The sequence below is a fragment of the Mycobacterium sp. NGS27 genome, assembly GCF_059813005.1.
This window is the reverse complement of the sequence record NZ_JCALDT010000003.1, coordinates 329,650-353,852: the sequence shown is the minus strand read 5'-3', so window position 1 is coordinate 353,852 and position 24,203 is coordinate 329,650. Positions and strand designations below refer to the sequence as shown.

At 66.9% G+C, this 24,203-nt stretch carries 24 protein-coding genes; 13 read left to right on the top strand and 11 right to left on the bottom strand.

Annotated elements, in window-relative coordinates:
- Positions 1-3: 3 nt before the first annotated feature.
- The 5 genes from lpdA to exaC all read right to left on the bottom strand — a co-directional run bounded on the left by lpdA (position 4) and on the right by exaC (position 4,398).
- Complete coding sequence (gene lpdA / locus AC5Y30_RS10185; protein ID WP_499917999.1) at positions 4-1,413, bottom strand: dihydrolipoyl dehydrogenase; 1,410 nt, start codon at positions 1,411-1,413, stop codon at positions 4-6.
- A gap of 49 nt (positions 1,414-1,462) precedes the next feature.
- A complete protein-coding gene (locus AC5Y30_RS10180) occupies positions 1,463-2,032 on the bottom strand; it encodes a hypothetical protein (protein ID WP_499917998.1) in 570 nt (189 codons plus the stop codon).
- Entirely contained in the window at positions 2,025-2,303 is a 279-nt protein-coding gene (locus AC5Y30_RS10175; RefSeq protein WP_499917997.1) for a putative holin, read from the bottom strand. The genes AC5Y30_RS10180 and AC5Y30_RS10175 overlap by 8 nt, the downstream gene beginning before the upstream one ends.
- A complete protein-coding gene (locus AC5Y30_RS10170; RefSeq protein WP_499918247.1) occupies positions 2,300-2,782 on the bottom strand; it encodes a DUF779 domain-containing protein in 483 nt (160 codons plus the stop codon). The genes AC5Y30_RS10175 and AC5Y30_RS10170 overlap by 4 nt, the downstream gene beginning before the upstream one ends.
- A 92-nt stretch (positions 2,783-2,874) precedes the next feature.
- On the bottom strand, positions 2,875-4,398 hold the full coding sequence (gene exaC / locus AC5Y30_RS10165; protein WP_499917996.1) for an acetaldehyde dehydrogenase ExaC: 1,524 nt from the start codon (positions 4,396-4,398) through the stop codon (positions 2,875-2,877).
- A gap of 66 nt (positions 4,399-4,464) precedes the next feature.
- Between exaC and AC5Y30_RS10160 the strand changes: the two genes are divergently transcribed.
- From AC5Y30_RS10160 to AC5Y30_RS10140, 5 genes are all read left to right on the top strand, one after another.
- Positions 4,465-6,501, top strand: coding sequence for a prolyl oligopeptidase family serine peptidase (locus AC5Y30_RS10160; protein WP_499917995.1), 2,037 nt, complete (start codon positions 4,465-4,467; stop codon positions 6,499-6,501).
- The gene (locus AC5Y30_RS10155; protein WP_499917994.1) at positions 6,477-7,565 is read left to right on the top strand and encodes a YncE family protein; all 1,089 of its coding nucleotides are present in this window, start codon (positions 6,477-6,479) and stop codon (positions 7,563-7,565) included. The genes AC5Y30_RS10160 and AC5Y30_RS10155 overlap by 25 nt, the downstream gene beginning before the upstream one ends.
- Positions 7,566-7,590: 25 nt before the next feature.
- Positions 7,591-7,902, top strand: a complete 312-nt coding sequence (locus AC5Y30_RS10150; protein WP_499917993.1) for a hypothetical protein — start codon at positions 7,591-7,593, stop codon at positions 7,900-7,902.
- Positions 7,903-7,909: 7 nt separating this feature from the next.
- Complete coding sequence (locus AC5Y30_RS10145; protein WP_499917992.1) at positions 7,910-8,821, top strand: crotonase/enoyl-CoA hydratase family protein; 912 nt, start codon at positions 7,910-7,912, stop codon at positions 8,819-8,821.
- A gap of 79 nt (positions 8,822-8,900) precedes the next feature.
- Positions 8,901-9,353, top strand: coding sequence for a DUF5078 domain-containing protein (locus tag AC5Y30_RS10140; protein ID WP_499917991.1), 453 nt, complete (start codon positions 8,901-8,903; stop codon positions 9,351-9,353).
- A gap of 47 nt (positions 9,354-9,400) precedes the next feature.
- Here the strand turns inward: AC5Y30_RS10140 and AC5Y30_RS10135 are convergent, their stop codons facing one another.
- The 3 genes from AC5Y30_RS10135 to AC5Y30_RS10125 all read right to left on the bottom strand — a co-directional run bounded on the left by AC5Y30_RS10135 (position 9,401) and on the right by AC5Y30_RS10125 (position 13,634).
- Entirely contained in the window at positions 9,401-12,331 is a 2,931-nt protein-coding gene (locus tag AC5Y30_RS10135; RefSeq protein WP_499917990.1) for an MMPL/RND family transporter, read from the bottom strand.
- The gene (locus AC5Y30_RS10130) at positions 12,328-12,876 is read right to left on the bottom strand and encodes an MmpS family transport accessory protein (protein WP_499917989.1); all 549 of its coding nucleotides are present in this window, start codon (positions 12,874-12,876) and stop codon (positions 12,328-12,330) included. Before AC5Y30_RS10130 ends, AC5Y30_RS10135 begins: the two co-directional genes overlap by 4 nt.
- A 71-nt stretch (positions 12,877-12,947) precedes the next feature.
- Positions 12,948-13,634 (bottom strand): TetR/AcrR family transcriptional regulator, encoded by a 687-nt coding sequence (locus AC5Y30_RS10125; RefSeq protein WP_499917988.1) that lies wholly within the window; start codon positions 13,632-13,634, stop codon positions 12,948-12,950.
- Positions 13,635-13,754: 120 nt separating this feature from the next.
- On the opposite strand from AC5Y30_RS10125, the gene AC5Y30_RS10120 reads away from it, so the two are divergent.
- The 5 genes from AC5Y30_RS10120 to AC5Y30_RS10100 are packed head-to-tail and all read left to right on the top strand — an operon-like array spanning position 13,755 to position 19,609.
- Positions 13,755-15,497, top strand: coding sequence for a cytochrome c biogenesis protein DipZ (locus tag AC5Y30_RS10120; RefSeq protein WP_499917987.1), 1,743 nt, complete (start codon positions 13,755-13,757; stop codon positions 15,495-15,497).
- Between the two features lie 38 nt (positions 15,498-15,535).
- The gene (locus AC5Y30_RS10115) at positions 15,536-16,834 is read left to right on the top strand and encodes an NAD(P)/FAD-dependent oxidoreductase (protein WP_499917986.1); all 1,299 of its coding nucleotides are present in this window, start codon (positions 15,536-15,538) and stop codon (positions 16,832-16,834) included.
- Positions 16,828-17,538, top strand: coding sequence for a DUF1365 domain-containing protein (locus tag AC5Y30_RS10110; protein ID WP_499917984.1), 711 nt, complete (start codon positions 16,828-16,830; stop codon positions 17,536-17,538). The genes AC5Y30_RS10115 and AC5Y30_RS10110 overlap by 7 nt, the downstream gene beginning before the upstream one ends.
- Complete coding sequence (locus AC5Y30_RS10105) at positions 17,535-18,821, top strand: class I SAM-dependent methyltransferase (protein ID WP_499917983.1); 1,287 nt, start codon at positions 17,535-17,537, stop codon at positions 18,819-18,821. The genes AC5Y30_RS10110 and AC5Y30_RS10105 overlap by 4 nt, the downstream gene beginning before the upstream one ends.
- A 2-nt stretch (positions 18,822-18,823) precedes the next feature.
- Positions 18,824-19,609: a DUF1295 domain-containing protein gene (locus AC5Y30_RS10100; RefSeq protein WP_499918246.1), complete on the top strand. Its 786-nt coding sequence runs from the start codon at positions 18,824-18,826 to the stop codon at positions 19,607-19,609.
- 10 nt (positions 19,610-19,619) lie between these two features.
- Here the strand turns inward: AC5Y30_RS10100 and AC5Y30_RS10095 are convergent, their stop codons facing one another.
- From AC5Y30_RS10095 to AC5Y30_RS10085, 3 genes are read right to left on the bottom strand one after another with little or no spacing between them, the layout of a single operon-like run.
- Positions 19,620-20,474 carry a hypothetical protein gene (locus AC5Y30_RS10095; RefSeq protein WP_499917981.1) on the bottom strand — a complete coding sequence of 285 codons (855 nt, stop codon included), beginning with the start codon at positions 20,472-20,474 and terminating at the stop codon, positions 19,620-19,622.
- Positions 20,475-20,484: 10 nt separating this feature from the next.
- On the bottom strand, positions 20,485-21,003 hold the full coding sequence (locus tag AC5Y30_RS10090) for a mycothiol transferase (protein WP_499917980.1): 519 nt from the start codon (positions 21,001-21,003) through the stop codon (positions 20,485-20,487).
- 10 nt (positions 21,004-21,013) lie between these two features.
- Entirely contained in the window at positions 21,014-21,385 is a 372-nt protein-coding gene (locus AC5Y30_RS10085) for a VOC family protein (protein WP_499917979.1), read from the bottom strand.
- Positions 21,386-21,432: 47 nt separating this feature from the next.
- Here AC5Y30_RS10085 and AC5Y30_RS10080 point away from each other — a divergent pair, with 47 nt between their 5' ends.
- Genes AC5Y30_RS10080 through AC5Y30_RS10070 form a run of 3 tightly spaced genes read left to right on the top strand, consistent with a single transcriptional unit; the run spans position 21,433 to position 24,203 of the window.
- Entirely contained in the window at positions 21,433-23,163 is a 1,731-nt protein-coding gene (locus AC5Y30_RS10080; protein WP_499917978.1) for an N-acyl-D-amino-acid deacylase family protein, read from the top strand.
- 38 nt (positions 23,164-23,201) lie between these two features.
- Complete coding sequence (locus AC5Y30_RS10075) at positions 23,202-23,783, top strand: PPE family protein (RefSeq protein WP_499917977.1); 582 nt, start codon at positions 23,202-23,204, stop codon at positions 23,781-23,783.
- A gap of 24 nt (positions 23,784-23,807) precedes the next feature.
- Complete coding sequence (locus tag AC5Y30_RS10070) at positions 23,808-24,203, top strand: pyridoxamine 5'-phosphate oxidase family protein (protein WP_499917976.1); 396 nt, start codon at positions 23,808-23,810, stop codon at positions 24,201-24,203.

The window sequence follows — 24,203 nt, the reverse complement described above, 5'->3', positions numbered from 1 at the left end:
CGCTCAGAAGTTGATCATGTGTCCGGTCAGGCCGTGGAAGCATTCCTGCAGCGCCTCGGACATGGTCGGGTGGGTGTGCACGTTGCGGGCCAGCTCGGTCGCGGTCAGATCCCATTTCTGGGCCAGCGTCAGCTCCGGAAGGAGTTCTGACACATCGTGTCCGACCAGGTGTCCGCCCAGCAGCTCACCGTATTTCGCGTCGGCCACCAGCTTGACGAAACCGCTGGGGTCGCCGACACCGTGGGCCTTGCCGTTCGCGGTGAACGGGAACTTCGCCACCACCACGTCGTGACCTTCGTCGCGGGCCTGCTCCTCGGTGAGCCCGAAGCTGGCGACGTTGGGCTGGCAGAACGTCGCGCGCGGCATCATCCGGTAATCACCGAGCGCCAAAGTCTCTGCGCCGGCGATGGTTTCGGCGGCCACCACGCCCTGGGCCTCGGCGACGTGGGCCAGCTGCAGCTTCCCGGTGACATCACCGATGGCGTAGATGTGCTCGATGTTGGTGCGCATGTAGTCGGTGATTCCGATGGCCCTGCGGTCGGTCAGCGCGACGCCGGCCGCCTCCAGGCCGAAACCCTCGACGTTGGGCGCAAAACCGATGGCCTGCAACACCTTCGCGGCCTTGAGTTCCTGTGCGTTGCCGTCCTTGCTGACGGCGACGGTCACCTCCGAGCCGTTGTCGGAGATGGACTCGACTTTCGTTCCGGTGAGGATTTTGACGCCCAGCTTCTTGAACTGCTTTTCGATCTCCTTGGAGACGTCGGCATCCTCGTTGGGCAGGGCGCGCGGCAGGAACTCCACGATGGTCACGTCCACGCCGTAGTTCTTCAGCACATAGCCGAACTCCATGCCGATGGCACCCGCGCCGGCGATGACGATCGACTCCGGCAACTCGCGGGACAGGATCTGCTCTTCGTAGGTGACCACGTTGGCCGACAGCGACGTGCCGGGAACCAGGCGGGTGCTGCTGCCCGTGGCGATGATGGCGTTGTCGAAGGTGACGGTTACTGAATTTCCAGCGCCGCCCTCCTCCGTCAATTCGACCGAGATCGTGTTGGCGTCGGTAAAGCGGCCGTAGCCATGGATTTCGGTGATCTTGTTCTTCTTCATCAGGAAGTGCACGCCGGCGACGCGGCCCTCGGCCACTTTGCGGCTGCGGTCGAACGCGCCGCCGTAGTCGAAGGTCGCCTCGCCGCTGATGCCGAACGTCTTGGCCTCTTTGGTGAAGATGTGTGCGAGTTCGGCGTTGCGCAGCAGCGCCTTGGACGGGATGCATCCGACGTTCAGGCACACCCCACCCCAGTACTTCGGTTCGACGACCGCGGTGGACAGGCCCAGCTGTGCGGCGCGGATGGCTGCGACATATCCGCCGGGACCGGCCCCGAGGACGACGACGTCATAGTGAGAAGGCACGAGCCCACCCTAGTTGGCCACGGCCCCTGGTGGCCGCCCGGGCGAGGCGTCAATACGGAATGAGCCCGACGAGGCAGTGCCCCACCCGCTCGCAGTGGTAATAGCCGTACAGGGGCGCCGACGCCACCAACGAGGCGAACGGCGCGGACATCGTCGCCACCGAGAGCGCCGAGATCAGCGGCCTGCCCTCGGTCATCGCCAGCATCACACCGCAGACGATGCAGACCACGACGTAGACCAGGACCACGAACAGCGCGGGCGTCTTGTGCGCCGAGTGATACCACCAATAGAACAGCCCCAGCCCGAGCACGGCCGCCGCGGCCCACACGCCGAGCAGCACCAGGGCCAACTTCCACCATTTGAGGTAGAGATACCGGCCCGGAACGTTGACCGGTTGCACCGGCCCGACGGGGTCGGCCGGCCCCGGCTCCGATTCGGGCTCCGCCGGTTCGGGCTCGGTTTCCGCAGCAGGCTCGCCGGTGTCCTCGTCGCCGTCGTCGTCATCGAAATCGGGCACCCACGACTGGGTGCCGGTGTGCCCGGAGTCGTCATCGTCGTCGGAGAAGTCCGGCACGAACGCCTCCGTGCCGGGGCTCGAGGCGTCCTTGTCGTCAGCCACCGGCGGTCACCCGCAACGCGACCAGGACGCCGAACCAGCCCGGCGCGACCGACACGAGAAAAGCACCCAGCATCGTGACCCACCGGCGTCCGGAAAACAGGATCGTGGTCAGCCCGACTACGCTGAGGACGCCGACCACCGACGCGATGGCGATGCCCGGGCGGACGCTGGCGTGGATCGCCACGGTGCACGCGACACCCGCCAAAAGTCCGACCGCACTGCCGATCAGCATGGCGCTGGCCAACAACCAGGGACGCGGAAGCGGGATCACTTTCTCGACTGTACTGCGGAGACCGGGCAGGTCGCCGAGGCCGCGTCGGCCACCACCGGACCCCGCGTTGCGGGCCGTTCGCCGCGTTCGTAATCGGCGCCGGTGATCACCGCCGCGGCGGCCAGCGACGCCCGCTCCTGTTCGGTGAAGACGCGGCCGCGGGACAAAAACCGCACCCCGTCGGGCGCTTCCAGGCTGAACCCGCCGCCGCGGCCGGGCACCACGTCGATGACCAATTGGGTGTGCTTGTCGCGATAGTGGGCTGCGTACTGCGGACCCGAAATCCACACCGGCACGCCGTCTGTCCCGACGTCGAGCACGCCGAGCAAGACGTCGCGGTCACCGACGAGGAAGTCGCCGAGCGGGTAACACATGGGCGACGAGCCGTCGCAGCAGCCGCCGGACTGGTGGAACATCACCGGACCGTGGGTGGCCTGCACCCGCGTCAGCACCTCGGCGGCCGGGGCGGTGATGACCACCCCAGCGACATCATGGCGCCGCTCTCCCCCGCGAGCGGGAGGTACCCCCTCCTCATCGCTGCGCTCTGCATCGTCGCCGGCGCGCGCGACCATCAGAAGAACCCGAGCGCCTTGTCGGAGTAGGACACCAGCATGTTCTTGGTCTGCTGATAGTGCTCCAGAGCCATCTTGTGGCACTCGCGCCCGAAGCCGGACAGCTTGTAGCCGCCGAACGCCGCATGCGGCGGATACACGTGGTAGCAGTTGACCCACACCCGGCCGGCCTGGATGTCGCGGCCGGCGCGGTAGGCGGTGTTGCCGTCGCGGCTCCACACTCCCGCGCCCAGTCCGTAGAGGGTGTCGTTGGCGATCGCGATGGCGTCGTCGTAATCGTCGAACGACGTCACCGTCACCACCGGCCCGAAGATCTCCTCCTGGAAGACGCGCATCTTGTTGTTGCCGCCGAAGATGGTGGGCTGCATGTAGAAGCCGCCGGACAGGTCGCCGCCGAGCTCGGCGCGTTCGCCGCCGGTGATCACCTTGGCGCCCTCGTCCTTGCCGATTTCGATGTAGGACAACACTTTTTCCAGTTGGTCGTTGGACGCCTGGGAACCCAGCATGGTCTCGCTGTCCAGGGGATCGCCCTGGCGCACCGCCTTGGTGCGGATCGCGGCCAGCTCGAGGAACTCGTCGTAGATGTCGGCCTGGACCAGGCTGCGCGACGGGCAGGTGCACACCTCGCCCTGGTTGAGGGCGAACATGGTGAAGCCCTCGAGGGCCTTGTCCTGATAGTCGTCGGCCCTGGCCATCACGTCGGAGAAGAAGATGTTCGGGCTCTTGCCGCCGAGTTCCAGGGTGACCGGGATCAGGTTGTGCGAGGCGTACTGCATGATCAGGCGCCCGGTGGTGGTCTCGCCGGTGAACGCGATCTTGGCGATCCGGTTGCTCGACGCCAGCGGCTTGCCGGCCTCGGCGCCGAAGCCGTTGACGACGTTGACCACCCCGGGCGGCAGCAGGTCGCCGATCAACGACATCAGGTAGAGCACCGAAACCGGTGTCTGCTCCGCGGGTTTGAGCACCACCGCGTTGCCGGCCGCCAGTGCGGGCGCCAACTTCCAGGCGCCCATCAGGATGGGGAAGTTCCACGGGATGATCTGCCCGACCACGCCGAGCGGTTCGTGGAAGTGGTAGGCCACGGTGTCGTCGTCGATCTGGCTCAGCGAGCCCTCCTGCGCGCGCAACGCCGCGGCGAAGTAACGGAAGTGGTCGGCGGCCAACGGGATGTCGGCGGCCAGCGCCTCGCGGATCGGCTTGCCGTTGTCCCACACCTCGGCGACCGCCAGCGCGGCGGTGTGCTCGTCGATGCGGTCGGCGATCTTGTTCAGGATCGCCGCCCGCTCGGCCGGCGCCGTCTTGCCCCACGCCGGAGCCGCCGCATGCGCGGCGTCGAGCGCCTTGTCGATGTCGGCCTCATCGGAGCGGGCCACCTCGCAGAACGTCTGGCCGGTGACCGGAGTCGGGTTCTCGAAGTAGCGACCCTTCGCGGGCGCGACCCACTGTCCGCCGATGAAGTTCTCGTAGCGGGATTCATACGACATCAATGCCCCGGCGGAACCTGGACGTGCGAAAACAGTCATCTGCTCTCACTCCTCGTGCGGCTGTGTAATTCACCTCACACTACCGCCGCGGCCACAATGGTTTCCATGACGCCGCAAGCTCACGCCGCGCCCGAAGACAACCAAGACCCGTACCTGTGGCTCGAGGACGTCACCGGTGACGAGGCGCTCGATTGGGTGCGGGCGCGCAACGAGCCGACGCTGGCGCGCTTTCGCGACGAGAACTTCGAACGAATGCGCACCGAGGCGCTCGAGGTGCTCGACACCGACGCCCGCATCCCCTACGTGGTCCGCCGGGGTGACTACCTCTACAACTTCTGGCGCGATGCGGCCAACCCCCGCGGACTGTGGCGGCGCACGACGCTCGACAGTTACCGGACCGACTCCCCCGAGTGGGACGTGCTGATCGACGTCGACAAGTTGGGCCGGGCCGACGGCGAGAAATGGGTGTGGGCGGGCGCCGGTGTCATCTATCCCGAATACACCCGCGCATTGGTCAGCCTGTCCCGTGGGGGCTCGGATGCCTCCATCGTGCGTGAATTCGACATGATCACAAGGGAATTCGTTGACGGCGGCTTCGAACTTCCGGAAGCCAAGTCGCAGATCAGCTGGGCCGATCCGGACACCGTGCTGGTCGGCACCGACTTCGGCGCCGATTCGCTCACCGATTCCGGCTATCCGCGGGTGGTCAAACGGTGGCGTCGCGGCACCCCGCTCGCCGACGCAGAAACGGTGTTCGAGGGCGCGCGTTCTGATGTCAACGTGGCGGCAAGCACCAGCCGGGTTCCCGGTTTCGAGCGCACCCTGATCAGCCGGGCGCTGGACTTCTGGAACGAAGAGGTCTACGAGCTGCGCGGCTCGGAACTCGTTCGCATCGACACGCCCACCGACGCCAGCGTCAGCCTGCACCGCGAGTGGCTGTTGATCGAGTTGCGCAGCGACTGGTCATCGGGCGACGCCACCTACACCGCCGGGTCGCTGCTGGCGGCGAAGTACGAGGAATTCCTCGCCGGCACAGCGCAATTGCAGATCGTGTTCGAACCCGACGAGCACACCGCGCTCAACCACTACGCATGGACCAAGGACCGGCTGCTGATGGTCTCGCTGGCCGACGTGGCGAGCCGCGTCGAGATCGTCACGCCGCGGGGCTGGCGGCGCGAGCCGTTGGCCGGCATCCCCGCCGCGACCAACACCGTCGTGGTCTCCGCCGACGACACCGGCGACGAGTTCTTCCTTGATTCCAGCGGATTCGACTCGCCGTCGCGACTGATGCGGGGTACCGACGACGGCCAACTCGAACAGATCAAGTCCGCCCCGGGCTTCTTCGATGCCGAAAACATCTCGGTGACACAGCATTTCGTGGCATCGCAGGACGGCACCTCGATCCCCTATTTCGTGGTGCGCGGCCCGGAGGCTTCCGACGGACCGGCGCCCACCCTGCTCTACGGCTATGGCGGCTTCGAATCGTCGAACACGCCGGGCTACAGCGGCGTCCTGGGCCGGCTGTGGCTCGCCCGCGGCGGCACGTATGTCCTGGCCAACATCCGTGGCGGCGGCGAGTACGGCCCCGGCTGGCACACCCAGGCGATGCGCGAGGGCCGCCACAAGGTGGCCGAGGACTTCGCCGCCGTGGCAACCGATTTGGTGGAGCGCGGCATCACCACGGTCGAGCAGCTCGGGGCGCAGGGCGGCAGCAACGGCGGCCTGCTGATGGGCATCATGTTGACCAAGTACCCGGAGAGGTTCGGCGCGCTGGTGTGCAGCGTGCCCCTGCTCGACATGAAGCGCTACCACCTGCTGCTGGCCGGCGCCTCATGGGTCGCCGAATACGGCGACCCCGACAACCCCGACGACTGGCAGTTCATCTCGGAATATTCGCCCTACCAGAACATTTCGGCCACGCGCGAATACCCGCCGGTGCTGATGACCACGTCCACCCGCGATGACCGCGTGCACCCGGGCCACGCCCGCAAGATGACGGCGGCGCTCGAGGCCGCCGGCCATCCGGTGTTCTACTACGAGAACATCGAGGGGGGTCACGCCGGTGCCGCCGACAACGAGCAGGTCGCGTTCAAGTCGGCGCTGACCTATTCGTTCCTGTGGCAGATGCTGACGCGCGGATGAACCTGCGCGGGATCGTGGCGCTGCTGGCGACGACCGTCGTGGTCGCCTGCGGTCAGCAGAACGCCCAATCCCACGGGGCCGCAACCTCTACCGGTCTGCTGCCCGCGGGCGTGCCCACCGAGGGGTCCCGGCCGCCGGCCGCGACTCTGCCGCCTGCGGCTGAGCCGCGCAACGCGCCGCCGACCGGGACACCACCGGGCCGGGTGGTGCCGGTTGCCGGTCATCCGGAAGGCGTCGCCGTCGACGCCGCGACCCGTACCGTGGCGCTCGCCACGCACGATCCCGATCAACTCGTCCTGCTCGACGCCGACTCGTTGGGCGTATCCGCTCAGATTCCGCTGCCGGGTACGGCACGTCATGTCGAGTTGGCCGCCCCGGGCGGGCCGGTCCTGGTTCCGGTCGAGAGCGCAAATGCGTTGGTGGAAGTGCAGTTACCGAGTGGCGCCGTGTCGCCGTCGATCGTCACCGGCACGTCGCCGCATGACGCCGCGGCGGCGTCCGACGGCACCATCTTCGTCGGCAACGAACTGGGCGGCACGGTGGCCGCCGTGCGCGGCGGCAAGGTCGTGAAGGTCTTCACCGACAGCGTGCAACCCGCCGGTCTCGCCGCCGCGGGAACGGCCGTCGGAATGCTGGACGCGCGGAGAAACACGCTGACGGTCTACGACGCGCAGCGGCTGGCCGTCGTCGGGTCGGCCCCGGCCGGCGCGGGGCCCACCCACTTGGTCGCCGATCGACGCGGCCGGATGATCGCCACCGACACCCGCGGCGACACCATCCGGGTGTTCGATCCGCTGCCGGCGCCCCGCGAAGTCGCCGCCGTCACGCAGCCCGGCGGCCCCTACGGCATCGCCTACGACGCGGCGCGTGACCTGCTCTGGGTCGCCTCCTCGGGCACCAACGAGGTCGTCGGCTACGACATGAGCCAGCCTGCGCCCCGCGAAATCCGGCGGATCCCGACGGTGCAGAACCCGTACAGCGTGGGAGTCGACTCGCGGACCGGGCGCCTCGTCGTCGCGGGCGTCACCGCGGGGGTGCTGCAGGTCGTCGAGCCCGGCGTCTGAGGGCCCCGCCCTTAGGATCGTCACCGTGGCCGCGATTGAACGCATCGAGCTCACCCTGCTGGCGACGGGATTGATCGGCATCCTGGCCTCGGCGGCCCAGGCCCGCTACCGCTTCATCAAGGACCGGCGCGCCGGCCGGCGGTTCTACTGGGCGACCGCGATCATCGGCATCGTCTGCTTTGCGGCCGGGACCGGCCAGCTGTGGCCGAATGCCATTCTGGTGGCGGCCGTTTTCTCCTGCATCGTTGCCTTCTCCGCCTACCTGACCACGCCGTATTTGAAGATCGGCGGGCGAATCTATGCGTCCTCGCCGGAGAACCGCGAGCCCGACCCCTAAGGACGCAATGCCGACCAGCGACTTCCAGACCCTGCTCTATCGGACGGCCGGCGCGGTCGCCACCATCACGCTGAACCGCCCGGAGCAGCTCAACACCATCGTGCCGCCGATGCCCGACGAGATCGAGGCCGCCATCGGCCTGGCCGAGCGCGACCCGGCGATCAAGGTCATCGTGCTTCGCGGCGCGGGCCGGGCCTTCTCCGGCGGCTACGACTTCGGCGGCGGGTTCCAGCACTGGGGCGAGGCCATGATGACCGACGGGAAATGGGATCCCGGCAAGGACTTCGCGATGGTCAGCGCCCGCGAGACCGGGCCGACGAATAAGTTCATGGCCATCTGGCGCGCGTCCAAGCCGGTGATCGCCCAGGTGCACGGCTGGTGCGTCGGCGGGGCCAGCGACTACGCGCTCTGCGCGGACCTGGTGATCGCCAGCGAGGACGCCGTGATCGGCACGCCCTACAGCAGGATGTGGGGCGCCTATCTGACCGGGATGTGGCTGTACCGGCTGAGCCTGGCCAAGGCGAAGTGGCACTCGCTGACCGGCCGGCCGCTGACCGGGACGCAGGCCGCCGAGATCGAGCTGATCAACGAGGCGGTCCCGTTCGAGCGGCTGGAGGCCCGCGTCGCCGAAGTCGCGGCCGAGCTGGCGCAGATCCCCTTGTCGCAGCTGCAGGCGCAGAAGCTGATCGTCAACCAGGCCTACGAGAACATGGGGTTGGCGTCCACCCAGACGTTGGGCGGCATTCTCGACGGCCTGATGCGCAACACCCCCGACGCGTTGGCCTTCATCGGCACCGCTCAGTCCGAGGGCGTGCGGGCCGCGATCGAGCGCCGCGACGGCCCGTTCGGTGATTACAGTCAGGCCCCGCCGGAGCTACGGCCCGATCCCAGTCACGTCATCGTCCCTGATGGCGACTGATACTGAGACGCACTAGCGAAATCCTGAGAGTGAGCTGGAAACTATTCCGGCCGGGCCAAGAGGTGTTACCGTAATAGCTATGTCTCGGCTGAGTACTGGCCTGCGTGCAGGCGCTGCGTTCCTTGCTCTCGGTATTACCGCTGCGATCTTTCCGTCGACCGCGGTAGCCGACTCCACGGAGGACTTCCCGATCCCCCGGCGAATGATCAACACCACGTGCGACGCCGAGCAGATCCTGGCGGCCTCCCGGGACACCAGCCCGGTGTACTACCAGCGCTACATGATCGACTTCAACAACCACCCGAACGTCCAGCAGGCGACCATCGACAAGGCGCACTGGTTCTACGCGTTGTCGCCGGCGGACCGCCGGAACTACTCCGAGAACTTCTATGCGCCACAGGCCGATCCGCTGTGGCTGGCCTGGCCCAACCACATGAAGATCTTCTGGAACAACAAGGGCGTCGTGGCCAAGGCCACCGACATCTGCAATACATACGCGCCCGGCGACATGTCGGTGTGGAACTGGGCGTAAGCCGCTTCAGGTAGTCGTCACCCCATCGGGGGTCGGGCCGCGCAAGTTCAGCGCGGCTGCACCAATCCGCCCCGCGGGTGCTCGTCGACGTCGTCGAGGATCAGCTCGCGCACGGCGCGACGCGGTCCGTACGGTCGCAACATCGTGCTCGCCGGCCGTGGACGCACGTGCTGCGGCCACCAGAACCAGCGCCCGAGCAAGGTGGCCAGCGACGGTGTCATGAACGAACGCACGATCAAGGTGTCGAACAATAGCCCCAGCGCGATCGTCGTACCCACCTGCGCCATCACCAGCAGCGGGCTGAACATGAACGTGGCCATGGTGGCGGCGAACACCAGACCGGCGGAGGTCACCACCGAGCCCGAACCCGCCATCGCGCGGATCGTCCCCGTTTTCAGCCCCGCGTGGATTTCCTCCTTGAACCGCGATATCAGCAGCAAGTTGTAGTCCGAGCCGACCGCCAACAGCAGGATGATCGCCATCGCCAGCACCATCCAGTGCAACTTCAGGCCCAGGATGTACTGCCATACGAGCACGGAGAGTCCGAATGAGGCGCCCAGCGACAGCAACACCGTGCCAACGATCACGAAGGCCGCCACGACGCTTCGGGTGATCACCAGCATGATGACGAAAATCAAAGTGGCTGCGGCGATTCCGGCGATCATCAGGTCGATGTTGGAGCCGTCGTGCATGTCCTTGTACGTCGCGGCGGTGCCGCCGAGGTAGACCTTCGCGCCCTCCCAGGGCGTGCCCTTGATCGCCTCGTGGACCGCCTGCTTGATCGGTTCGATGTGGTTGATGCCTTCGGGGGTCGCCGGGTCGCCTTCGTGGGAGATGATCAGCCGGACCGCGTGCCCGTCCGGCGAGATGAACTGCTTGAGGCCTCGCGCGAAATCCGGGCTCTTGAACGCCTCCGGCGGAAGGTAGAACGTGTCGTCATTCTTCGCTTTGTCGAAGGCGTCGCCCTGGGCGGTGGCGTTGTCGGACTGGGCTCTGGCCTGTTCGTTAAGACCTTGCGTGATCGCATAGTTCGACATGATGGTGTCGAGGTTGCGTTGCTGGCTCTCGATCTGCGGCGGTATCAGCGCCACCAGCTTGGGCTGGATCTGATCCAACTTGTCGAGGTTCGCGCTGAGGTTCACGATGTTCTGGGCCACCTGGTCGATGCCGTCGAGCGCGTTGAAGATCGACCGAAGCGCCCAGCAGCTCGGGATGTCGTAACAGTGCTTCTCCCAGTAGAAGTAGCTGCGGATCGGCCGGAAGAAATCGTCGAAGTTGGCGATGTCGTCGCGCAACGCCTCGGTGATCTGCACGGTTTCCTTGGTGAGCCTGGTGGTTTCGTGCGTCGTGTTGCTCAGATCCTGGGTCACCTGCATCTGCTCATGCAGCGTTGCCATCGTCTTGCGCAGCTCGTCGGCCTGCTTGAGCAGGTTTGCCGCCTGCTCGTCCTGATAGTGCTGCGTCTGGATTCGCCCCGCTGCCTGCGCGCCCATCTGAAAACCGAGGGTGCTGTGGTCGAGCGGCGTGCCCAGCGGTCGGGTGATGGTCTGCACCCGGCCGATACCGGGGATATGGAAGACCGCCTTGGCGACCTTGTCCAGGACGATGAAGTCGGCCGGATTACGCAGGTCGTGATCGGTCTCGATCATCAACAGCTCAGGATTGAGCCGGGCCTGGTCGAAGTGCCGGTCCGCGGCGGCATAGCCGACGTTGGCCGGGGTGTCCGCCGGCAGGAAGTGGCGGTTGTCGTAGTCCGTCTTGTAACCGGGCAGGGCGAGCAGACCAACCAATGCGACTCCGATGGTCACCGCGAGAACCGGTGCGGGCCAGCGGACGACCGCGGTGCCGATGCGACGCCAGCCCCGGGTCTGCAGCTTGCGCTTCGGGTCCATCAGCTTGAAGAACGACGCCACGGTCAGGACCGCCGGCGCCAGGGTCAAGGCCGCGAGGACCGCGACCAGCATGCCGACTGCGCAGGGTATGCCGAGTGACGAGAAATAGGGCAACCGGCAAAAGCTCAGGCAGTACATCGCGCCGGCGATGGTCAGCCCCGACCCCAGCACGACATGGGCGGTGCTGTGGAACATCGTGTAGAACGCTTCTTCACGCGTCTCACCCAGACCGCGGGCCTCGTGGTAGCGGCCGACCACGAAGATCGCGTAGTCCGTGCCGGCGGCGATCGCCATCAGCACGAGCATGTTGTTGGCGAACGTGGAAAGCCCCATGATGCCGTAGTTTCCGAGCGTCGCGACGACACCGCGGGCCGCTGCCAGCTCGATGAACACCATGGCCAGCATGATCAGAACGGTGGCCACCGACCGGTAGACGATCAGCAGCATCACGATGATCACGACGAAGGTGACGAGCGTGACGACCATGACGCCCTTTTCGCCCGCGTGGGACTGGTCGGCGAACAGCGGACCGGCGCCGGTGACGTAGGCCTTGATCCCCGGCGGCGCCGGCACCGAGTTGACGATCTTGCGGACGGCGTCGCTGGACTCGGAGGACAACCCGCCGCCCATGTTGCCGGCGAGGTAGACCTGGACGTACGCGGCCTTTTGGTCGTGGCTCTGGGATCCCGCGGCGGTCAGCGGATCGCTCCAGAAATCCTGGATGTGCTGAACGTGCTTCTTGTCTTGCTCGAGCCGCCGGACGATCTCGTCGTAGTAGCGGTGCGCTTCGGGCCCGAGCGGCTTGTCACCCTCCAGCAGGACCATCGCCGAGCTGTCGGAGTTGAACTCTTTGAACGTCGATCCGACGCGCATCATCGACTGGAAGGATGCCGCGTCCGTCGGACTCATCGACACCGAATGGGTTTTGGAGACCACCTCCAGCTGAGGCGCCACGGTGTTGGTGACGAAGACGATGCCCAACCACACCAGGACGATCGGCAGCGCCAGCCGGTGGATCATGCGCGGCAGGAACGGCGGGATCAGCGGCTGGTCGACCCGCGGCGCGGCCTCGCTTGGCTGGCTCATGCGGACTTGTCCAGGCAATAGACGAAGGCGTTCACGGTCTGGTTGGGATCTGAGCGATTCGGAGTCTTGATGACGTCACCGCTTCCATCGTGCTTGTTGACCACGAATTGGCAGGCGATCCAACTGCCGTCGCCTTGCGCCACCAGGTTTGCCGGGATGCCGGGCTTCGTTGAACTCAATGTTTTGCTCCAGGGCAAGGGCACGTTGAGGGCCTGCTGCGGATGGGAGTTTTCGTCGAGGTAGTTGATGGTCGCCGTGCTGCCCGGTGAACCCCAGACCTCGAGCGTGATCGTCTTGGCGTTGAACTCATCGAGAACCTCACCCGAGGTGCCGCCGCCGAACGAACCTTTGTGAACGCCGAAGACGCCGTGCAGTCGGTATACGACGAATCCCGACACCGCGACGACGGCTGCGATGGTGAGCACCAGCCAGAAACGCCCCAGAAACCCCTTTTTCCTGGCGCGCTGCGGAGCGGCCGTGTCGCCCTCCCCGCCGGCCGAGCCCTGCGTTTTCAGCGGCTCGGTCCTCGGCTCAGTCGTCGTCATGGGCGTTTCAAGTCCTTCACGTTCACCGGTTGCAGTTCGCCAAGCCACGCCCCCCGGCCTCCTCTCTGCGTTCATTGCGATCCCGAGATGAGCCCGACGCACGTGGCCGTCAGCAGGCGGGTCAGGGCGGACGCGAAGTCCAGATTCCACTCGGGCGGAACGACTTCGGGCTCCTCGGCGTAGACGTCGGTCAGGTGTTCCGGCGGGTTCGCGACCTGCCAGAGCGTCGCGGCCAGCGAGTACGCGGCCAGCAGGATGTCGAGCGAGCCCGATCGCCCGAGTTCGGGCAGTGCGCTGCCGATCGAATCGGCCAGTGACAGTGTGGCCGCGGTGCTGATCCGCCTGACCTCGATAACCCGCTCCGCGTCCACCTCGTGTTCCAGGTGCAGGTGCAGATTGGCCAGCAGGTCGCAGAACAACGGGTCTTGGGCCAGGGCTTCGGCCAGCGTCTCGGCGATGCGCAAGGGCGACTTCGCGCCGGGCTCGGCCAGCTTCTCCGATACCGTGGTCGACCACCGCACCCAGCCCTCGGCGGACAGATGCAGCAGGACTTCCTTGTGCGAGGTGAAGTAACGGCGCACCGCCGAGTAGTGGATCCCGGCGCGACTGGCGACCGCGGTCAGGGTGACCGACGCGACGCCCGTTTCCATCGCCAGCGAGCGTGCCGCTTCCACGAGAGCCTCCGCACGTTGGCGCTTCTTCTCCTCGGTGCGGGCGCGCTGGAATGTTAGTTGCGCCACCGGCTGAGCGTAACGCACGTTGTGTGATTTGCATAACGCACGTCGCGTGATTTGTGCTGGCTCACCGGGGTCACGAAAAACAGGTAAGGGTGTAACCATACCCATCGTCCGGCACCCAAGAGCCCCTCGGAGTAGCGCGTGCAAACCATTGCCCTGATCGGGTTTCTCGGCGGGCTGATCACCGGCATCTCGCCGTGCATCCTGCCGGTGCTTCCGGTGATTCTGCTGTCCGGCATGGACAGCACCCGCGACGGCACACCCACCGCGCGTTCGGCGGCGCGGCCATACCTGGTGATCGCGGGCCTGGTGTGCAGCTTCAGCCTCGCCACGTTGATCGGCTCGGCGCTGCTGACGGCGCTGCACCTGCCACAGGACGGGATCCGGTGGGCCGCACTGGTGGTGTTGGTCCTGATCGGCCTGGGCCTGATCTTCCCGCCGGTGCAGCACCTGATCGAGCGACCGTTCGCCTACCTCCCGCAGCGCCAAATCGGCTCGGGGACAAACGGTTTCGGTCTGGGTCTGACGCTGGGCGCGCTCTATGTGCCGTGTGCGGGCCCGGTGCTGGCCGCGATCGTGGTGGCCGGGGGGACGTCCTCGATCGGGCTCGGCGCGCTCGTGTTGACCGCGACGTTCGCCGCCGGCAACGCGTTGCCGCTGCTGGCCTTCGCGCTGGCCGGACGGCGCGTCGCCGAACGCGTGGCCGCATTCCGCCGTCGCCAGCGGGTGATCCAGGTCGCCGGCGGAATCGCGATGATCGTGCTGGCCGTGGCGCTGGTGTTCAACCTGCCCGCGATGCTGCAGCGCTCCGTCCCCGACTACACGACGGCGATGCAGAACAAGCTGGGGGCCAACAACATCCAGCGCAGCCTGGCACCGGCCGCCGTGCAACAGCCGAACGGCGGCGGCGCGCTGCCGCTCAGCCCGCCCGGCGCCCCAGCGAACGGCGCGCTGAGCGACTGCGCAGGCGTCTCCGCCGGCCTGCAACAGTGCGGACCGGCTCCCGCCCTGACCGGCATCACCGGATGGCTCAACACGCCCGACGGCAAGCCGCTGGACCCCGCGACGGTGCGCGGCAAGGTGATCCTGATCGACTTCTGGGCCTATTCGTGCATCAACTGTCAGCGCGCCATCCCGCACGTAATCGAATGGTACGACCGGTATCGCGACAACGGCTTCCTCGTCATCGGGGTGCACACCCCGGAGTACGCCTTCGAGCGGGTCGCGGCCAATGTGGCCAGCGGCGCCGCAGGTCTGCACATCACCTATCCCATTGCGCTGGACAACGACTACGCGACGTGGAACAACTTTCAGAATCTGTATTGGCCGGCCGAGTACCTGATCGACGCGAATGGGCAAGTGCGGCACAGCAAGTTCGGCGAGGGCGATTACGACGACACCGAAAAGCTGATCCGCAAGCTTCTGCTCGATGCGCATCCCGGCGTCGCGCTGCCCGCGCCGACGAACTCGCCCGACATGACGCCGCAGACCCGGCTCACCCCCGAGACGTACCTGGGTGTCGGTCGTTCTGAAAATTACGGCGGCACTGGGGATTACAAAGCCGGTGCCACCACGCTGAGCCTCCCGCCACGCCTGGCCGACGACAAGTTCGCCCTGGGCGGCCGCTGGAGCCTGGACAACCAGGGGGCAACGGCGGACGGCGACGACTCCATCATCCGCCTGAACTACACCGCGAAAGATGTCTACGTCGTCGTCGGCGGCAGCGGCACCGTCACGGTGACGCGGGATGGCAAGACCACCACGACCCCGATCGGCGGAGCGCCCACGTTGCACCGGATCGTTGCCGACGACTCCGCGCACCGCGACCAGCTGGACATGCGAGTCAGCAAGGGCTTGCAGGTCTTCTCGTTCACCTTCGGCTAGCCGCCCATCCGTCGCATCGGCGGCAACGAATAACCCCCGTGGATCACTCACGCGCCCGCTCAGTGGCGGTCATTGGCAGCGGCGTGGCCGGGCTCACCGCTGCCTACGTGCTGTCCGGCCGTGACCGCGTCTGCCTGTACGAGGCCGACGCGCGCCTCGGCGGCCACGCGCATACCCATTTCATCGACGACGGCTGCGGCCCGATCATGGGCATCGACTCCGCATTCCTAGTGCACAACGACCGCACCTATCCGACCCTGTGCCGATTGTTCAGCGATCTCGGTATCGCCACCCAGCACGCGGAGATGTCGATGTCGGTCAGGGCCGACGACATCGGCCTCGAATATGCGGGCGCACTGGGACTACGGGGACTGTTTGCGTGCCAGCAGTCGTCCCGACCGCGGTATCTGCTGATGCTCGCCGAGATCATCCGCTTTCACCGCGTCGCCTCGCGAGTGCTCGATGACGGCGCGGACAACCATCTCGAGACGCTGGAAAGCTTTGTGAACCGGCACCGCTTCTCCTCGTACTTTGTCGAGTATTTCCTCGCCCCCCTGGTGGCAGCGGTGTGGTCCTGCGCCGGCGGCGATGCGATGCGTTATCCCGCCCGTTATCTGTTCGTCTTCCTCGCTCACCACGGGATGTTGTCGGTTTTCGGGTCCCCGAAGTGGCGCACCGTCACTGGCGGCTCGGCGTCTTACGTCAAGGCGGTCGCCGCTCGCCTGGACGAAGTGTCGGTCCGGACGCCGGTGCATTCGCTGCGGCGGGTGCCCGACGGGGTGATGGTGCAGTCCAGCGGCGAGTCGCCGCGGCTTTTCGACGCCGCCGTCGTGGCCGTCCATCCCGACCAGGCTCTGATGTTGCTCGACCAACCGACGCCGTGGGAGCGCGCCGTGCTGTCCGAGCTTCCGTATACGACCAACCGCGCCCACCTGCACACCGACACCTCGGTACTTCCCCGCCGCCGCCGGGCCCGAGCGTCATGGAACTATTTGGTGACACCCAAGACGGATCACGTGGTGGTCAGCTATGACGTCAGCAGGCTGATGCGCCTGCACGGCGCGCGGCGATATGTGGTCACCCTCGGTGGCGAAGACCTGATCGATCCCGAGTCGGTGCTGGCCGAAATGACCTACGATCACCCGTTGTACACAGCGGAATCCGTTGCAGCGCAACGCTTGCTCCCGACCCTTGACGACGACCGCGTGGTATTCGCGGGCGCCTACCACGGCTGGGGCTTCCACGAAGACGGCGCGGCTTCGGGACTGCGCGCGGCCCGCCGGCTCGGTGCCGACTGGCCGGCCGCGCCCCTCCGCCCGCAGGTGGCCCGGTGCTGAGCCACGTCTTGACCCCAGCCATCTACCGCACCACGATCACCCACAGCCGCCGCGTTCCGGTGCACCACTCCTTTGAATACCGAAGCTACAGCTGGTATGTCGACGTCGACCAGCTGCCCTCCTTGCCCCGCTGGCTTCGGCCGCTGGCGCGATTCCGCCCCGAGGACCACTTCGCCCACCCGCGGCACGGCTCGCTGCGTGAACGACTCAACGCCGTCTTTGTCGACCACGGCTTAGCCGTCCCCGACGGTCCCATCACCGCCCTATTGCAGGCCCGCGTTCTGGGATACGTGTTCAATCCGCTGAGCGTCTTCTGGTGCCACGACCGCGACGGGCGGCTCCGTCATGTGATCGCCGAGGTGCACAACACCTACGGTGAGCGCCACGCATACCTGTTGCCTCCGGCTGATCAACCGGTGGCGGCGGAAAAGTCCTTCTACGTATCACCATTCAACGCCGTGGACGGCTACTACCTGGTGCGCGCCCCGCGACCCGGCGCCGACGTCGACATCACAGTGGCCCTGCATCGTGGCGGCGAGCAGGCTTTCATCGCCAACCTGCGCGGACGGCGACAAGCGGCGTCCACGAGCCGGATTCTGATCAGCAACCTCATGTCACCACTGGCGCCGTGGGTAGTGGCGGCGCGCATCCGAATACAAGGGATCAAACTTTGGTTACGGCGAATTCCGGTGGTACCGCGATGACGGTACCGGCCATCCGCACCCGGCCGATCCGAAAACCCTCAGTGGCAATCGATTCGAGGCGCTGGCCGGCCGTCGCCACTGTGCCCTCCGGGCCGGTCGCCGCGGCGTCGGCCCTGATCGCCGCGGGACTGCTGCGGCGCGCCGCGGATCGGCTTCCACTGCGACTGGTCTACCCCGACGGCACGGTGGCCGGCGCGGCCGACCCCACCGCGCCGACAATGGTGGTCCATCGGCTCGATGCGCTGACCCGCCGCACCGGCCGCTACGGGCTGATCGGGTTCGGCGAGTCCTACATGGCCGGCGAATGGTCGTCGGATGACCTGGTGGCGATGTTGACGGCCTTCGCCACATCGATGGCCGACCTGGTGCCTCGCCCACTGCAATGGTTGCGACCTCTCGGGCCGGCGTTTCGACCGCGCTGGAAAGGCGTCGGCCGCGATCAAGCGCGACGCGACATAGCCGCGCACTATGACCTGTCCAATGACCTCTTCGCGCAGTTCCTCGACGAAACGATGACCTACTCGTGCGCGCTGTACACACAATTGCCGGCCACATCGGACGACCTCGCCGAGGCGCAGCGTCGCAAGATCGATCGGTTACTCGACATGGCCCACGTCCGCCGCGGCAGCCGGGTTCTCGAGATCGGCACCGGTTGGGGCGAATTGAGCCTACGCGCGGCCGCACGCGGAGCATACGTCCACTCAGTGACCTTGTCTGCCGAACAGCACCACCTGGCGCGCAGGCGCGCTGCCGCCGCGGGACTGACCGACCGGGTGCAAATCGATCTGTGCGATTACCGCGACGTCACAGGGTGCTACGAGGCCGTGATATCGGTCGAGATGATCGAGGCGGTCGGCTACCACTCGTGGCAGCGGTATTTCGCAACACTGCAACGCCTGGTGCGCCCCGGCGGCCGGGTAGCGATCCAGGCGATCACCATGCCGCACAACCGGATGCTGGCCAGCCGCAACACCCACACCTGGATCCAGAAGTACATCTTCCCCGGCGGGTTGCTTCCCTCCACGCGGGCCATCTCCGGTATCACCGCGCGGCACACGGATTTGCGGACCGTCGACATGACATCGCTGCGTCCGCATTACGCCGAAACACTGCGGCTCTGGCGGGAGCGGTTCTCACAGCGGCGAGATGACCTGGCGCAGTTGGGCTTCGACGAGGTGTTCGCCCGAATGTGGGAGCTGTATCTGGCACACTCGGAAGCCGGATTCCGATCGGGCTATCTCGACGTATATCAGTGGACATTCGAGCGCGAGGACAGACAGTGAACCTGGCCAACCTGATCGAAGTCTCCGGCGCCTCGCTGTTAGCTCTGGCTGTGGTGCATTCGATCGCGTTCGTAATCGGTTGGCGGATCGGCCGATACAACGTCGTCGACGTGGCATGGGGCATAGGTTTCATAACCATCGCCGCCGTCTGCGCGACGCTCGGACGTGGCGACCCTGCCCGGCGATGGCTGCTGCTGGCATTGGTGACGATCTGGGGCCTGCGGCTGAGCTGGCACATCCAGCGCAAAACAATAGGCAAGGGCGAGGATCCCCGCTACGCGAACTTGTTGCGGGATGCCACGCTCGGTCAGGTGGTTCGCAAAGTCTTTGTGCTACAAGGCTTCATCACGTGGTTTGTCGCATTCCCGTTGCAGCTTTCCGCGGCGACAGGCCCCGCCCCGAGGGCGCTGATGCCCATCGCGGCGCTGGGTGTGGCGACGTGGCTGGTGGGTTTCGTCTTCGAAGCCGTGGGCGACTATCAGCTCATGATTTTCAAATCCGATCCGGCCAACCGGGCCGCGGTGATGGACCGCGGCCTGTGGGCGTGGACCCGCCACCCCAATTACTTCGGCGACGCCGCGGTGTGGTGGGGGCTGTGGCTGATCACCATCAATGGCTGGTGGGCGCTTGTCACTGTCGGCTCTCCCCTGCTGATGACCTACTTTCTGGTGTGGGTGACCGGCGCGCGGTTGGCGGAGAAGTTGATGGCCGGCCGTCCTGGCTTCGCCGAATATCAGCAGCGGACCGCATTTTTCGTTCCCAGGCCGCCCGGGCCGGCGCATCGATGACCGGTGAGCACTAAGACGTCTTCCTCAGACTGCCCAGCATCGCGACCACCACGCCCGATACGACCAGGGCGGCGCCACCGATCAACGTCGCGTCAAGCCATTGGTGCAGACCGGCTTCGGCGTGTTCGATCATCGCCTCGGCGACTTGCCGGACGTTGCCGGTGGTGCGATTCAGCGCATCGTGGACATAGCGGCCGGCGACCTCGATGCCCGCCCATCCGCCCGCACCGACGAGCAGCGCCGAGATGCCCAGGCTGCTCAACGCCTTGCCGCGGCGGCGTGCGGCCGCCACCGTGAGCAGCGCGCAAAAGCCGCACAGCGCGGCCCCACCCAAGGTGATCCACGGGCCCCAGGTGGACAACCGGCTCAGCCGCCCCTGCTGCATCGAATGCGGCACCGAAACGGTCAGCGGGACACTGAGTTTCGCGGGCACTGCCACGTTGTGGCGGGCGAGCAGCGGCTGGATCGAGCCGTCGTTGAGCATCGGCGCCACGTCGACCGCCCACTGGTTGCCGTCCTTGCCGGACCCTGGGTCGCCGAACAACCAGCCGTGCGCCGCGCGATTCGCCTGGGCGAACAGCGGCGGAAACGCCGGGCCGGCGGTGAAGGCGCGCGCGGCCTCCTGCACCTCGGAACCCTCGACTTCAGAGCGGCCCCCGCCACGCTCGGCGATGAGAGTCATTGCCCGGCTGCTCAGTTCGGACGCCATGGCCGACTGGACGGCGGGATCCGTTGCCGCCTGCTGCGCCAGCGCGGCATACCCGTCGGCGTCAACGACGTGCAGCTGCGTCCACGCCGCGGGGATCGTCACCGCCAACGCGAGCGTGGTGATGAGCCACAACAACAGGGTCGCCGCGAAACGCACGCCCGCGAATCTACTGAATGCCCCGCACGTACGCGGCCTGCCCGAGGTGCTGGGCACAGTCGTCGATGATGCTCACCAACCGCGCGCTGGCCGTCACCGGCGGATCCCAGTTGGTGTCCACGACGCGGGCCAGTTCTTCGGCGCTGACCCCGGCGACGTATTCGAGGCTGAGCTCGTGCACCGCGTGGTAGTAGCCGGACAGCAGGTCCGCGGGCGCCTGCACCTTGGCCACGTCGTCGGGCCCGTGTCCGTAACCGGTGTCGTCGCGCGGCAGGTCCAGGCCGAACCGGTCCACCCAGCCGTCGCGGAACCACACCTGCTCGGCGCCGGCGACGTCGGCCAGCTGGAGATCCTGGATCCGAGCGCTGTGCCACAGCAGCCACGCGATGCTGTTGGCGTTCGGCGTCGGCCGGTAGCCGGATTCCTCGTCGCTCAACCCGTCGGTGATCTCATCGACGTGCTCGATCAACCGGGTGAACGCGTCGCGCAGCAGCTCGTGCAGGACGGCGGCGTCGTCGGTGCTGGCCATACTCGCGACACTACGGGAGGGCGCCGTGGCAGACCGCTTCGACGTTGTTGCCGTCGGGGTCGCGCACGAACGCCCCGAAGTAGCCGGGGTGGTATTCCGGCCAGAGCCGCGGCGCATGCAGTGCTTCGGCGCCGAGCTCGACGGCGGCCGCATAGAAGGCGCGCACCGCGGCCTCGTCGGCGGCCTCGAAGGCCAGGTGCACTTCCCGATTGGGTCCCGCCGGCGCCTCGGAGATCCAAAACGTCGGTTTGCCCGCCCGCCCGTACCCGATGGCGGGACCCACGTCCAGCTGCCGGGAGAAACCGAGCGTTGCCAGCACCGCGTCGTAAAACCGCTGAGATTCGGCGTAGTCGGCGCAATTGATTCCCACATGATCGATCACGGGGAAGATCCTGGCACGACCCGCCGCCGCGGTCGTAGATTGTTTGAATGACTTACGACCTCATCATCCGCAACGGCACCATCGTCGACGGGCTGGGGGGTGAGCCGTTCGTCGGCGACGTGGCGGTGAAGGACAGCGTCATCGAGGCGGTCGGCGCGATCAACGGGGCTATTGCCGCACGGGAGATCGACGCCACCGGGCTACTGGTCACCCCGGGCTTCGTCGACCTGCACACCCACTACGACGGCCAATCCATCTGGTCGGAGCGCCTGACCCCGTCCTCTGCGCACGGCGTGACGACGGTGGTGATGGGCAACTGCGGGGTCGGCTTCGCGCCCTGCCGCCAGGAGGACCACGAGGTGCTCGTCGACGTGATGGCAGGCGTGGAGGACATCCCCGGTGTGGTCATGACCGACGGGCTGCCGTGGACGTGGGAGACGTTCCCGGAATACATGGACGCGCTCGAGTCCGGCAAGCGCGACATCGATGTGGCCGCGTACCTGCCGCACTCGCCCCTGCGGGTGTACGTGATGGGCCAGCGCGGCGCTGACCGCGAACCGGCGACCGAGGACGACCTGGCCAAGATGCGCCAACTGGCCAAGGAGGCGATCGAGGTCGGCGCGCTGGGCTTCGCGTCGTCGCGGCTGACCATTCACAAAACCGAAAGCGGTTCGCCCATCCCGAGTTACGAGGCCGCCCGGGAGGAGATCGAGGAGATCGCCCGCGGCGTCGTGGACGGCGGCGGCGGCCTGCTGCAGTTCGTTCCCGACATCCCGTCGGGCGGGTACCAACCCGTGCTGCAGACGGTGTTCGACGTCGCCGAGGACGTCGGGTTGCCCGTCACCTTCACCCTCGTCGTCGCCAACGCCGGCGACCCGACCTGGCCGGACGCCATCACGATGATCGAGAAGGCCAACGCGGCCGGTGGTGACGTCAGCGCGCAGCTGCTGCCGCGGCCGATCGGTCTGATCATCGGGTTGCAGCTGTCCGCCAACCCCTTCGTGCTCTACCCCAGCTACCGCGAGATCGCGCACCTGCCGCTGGACGAGCGGGTCGCCGAGATGCGTAAGCCCGAGGTCCGCGCCCGCATCCTGGCCGACACGCCAGGCCAGGGTCACCCGATTCTGTTCGTGACGCAGATGTGGGACTGGATCTTTCCGCTGGGCGACAACCCCGACTACGAGCCGGACCCCTCGAACAGCATCGGTGCCCGGGCCCGCGCCAAGGGTGTGAATCCGATGGAAGAGGCGTACGACCGGCTGCTGGACGACGAGGGCCGGGCCATGCTGCTGGTCGCGACCAGCAACCTGCAGAACAATTCGCTGGACACCGTCGGAGAACTGCTGCACCGCGACGACGTAGTGCTCGGCCTCGGCGACGGGGGCGCGCACTACGGGATGATCTGCGACGCCAGCTACACGACCTACTTCCTGACGCATTGGGCGCGCGACCGCAAGGCCGGTCGGTTCACCGTGCCCGAAGCGGTTCGCGAGCTCACCTCGGTGCCGGCCCGCATCGCGGGGCTGGGTGACCGCGGGCGCATCGCGGTCGGCTACAAGGCCGATCTCAATGTCATCGACTACGCCGCCCTTCGGCTGCACAAGCCGATGATCAGCTACGACCTGCCGGCCGGGGGCCGGCGCCTGGATCAGACCGCCGAAGGGTATGTCGCCACGATCGTGGCCGGAGAAGTGATCGCCGAAAACGGCGTCCCGACCGACGCCCGTCCAGGCAAGTTGGTGCGTGGGCGTCAGCCCGTTCCCGTACCCGCGGGATAACGCCGCGAAAAGCGGCATATAGCAGCTAAGTTGGGTCGGTGACGAACCCGCATTTTGCGTGGTTGCCGCCAGAGGTCAACTCGGCACTTATTTTTTCCGGTCCCGGTCCCGGGCCGCTGCTTGCTGCCGCGGCGGCATGGGACGGGCTGGCCGGAGAGTTGGCCTCGTCGGCATCGTCATTTTCTTTGGTGACCTCGGATCTGGCCAGCGGGTCGTGGCAGGGCGCATCGTCGACGGCCATGATGTCCGTGGCCAGCCGATACGTGAGCTGGCTCAGCGCGGCGGCCGCGCAGGCCCAGGCGGTCTCGCACCAGGCGTCGGCCATCGCCACCGCATTCGAGGTGGCGCTTGCCGCCACGGTGCAGCCCGCGGTCGTGGCGGCCAACCGCGCCTTGGTGACGGCCTTGGCGGCCAACAATCACCTTGGCCAGAACACCCCGGCCATCGCCGACATCGAGGCCGCCTATGAGCAGATGTGGGCCTCGGACGTGGCGGCGATGTTCGGCTATCACGCCGACGCCTCGGCGGCCGTGGCCAAGTTGCCGCCCTGGAACGAGGTGCTGCGTAACCTCGGCTTCGCCAACGCCGGCGCCGCCGTCACGCGCCCGGTGCCGCAGTAAATCCCGCGCCTATCCTGGAAGGTCATGCGCACCAAGAAGAAGGTCGATCTCCAGGCGCTGGCCAACGCGCTGGCCGACTACCCGTACGCCTACTTGATCACGGTCGACGACGACTACCGGGCGCACACCGTGACGGTCGAGCCGCAGCTGCGCGAGGCCACTCTCGACGTCGGACTCATCGGCGGGCGAACCCGCAACAACCTCGCCCGGCGCGCCGACGTGACCCTGTTGTGGCCGCCCGCCGAACCCGGCGGTTATTCGCTGATCGTCGACGGCACCGCCTCGGTGACCGACGCCGGCGCGGAGACCGCCCGCCTGACCGTGGTTCCCACCCGCGCGCTGCTGCACCGCGACGCCGACTCCCCCGACGCGGCGAGGGGCTGCCTGCACGACTGCGTGGTGTTCTCGCTGCCGGGCTAG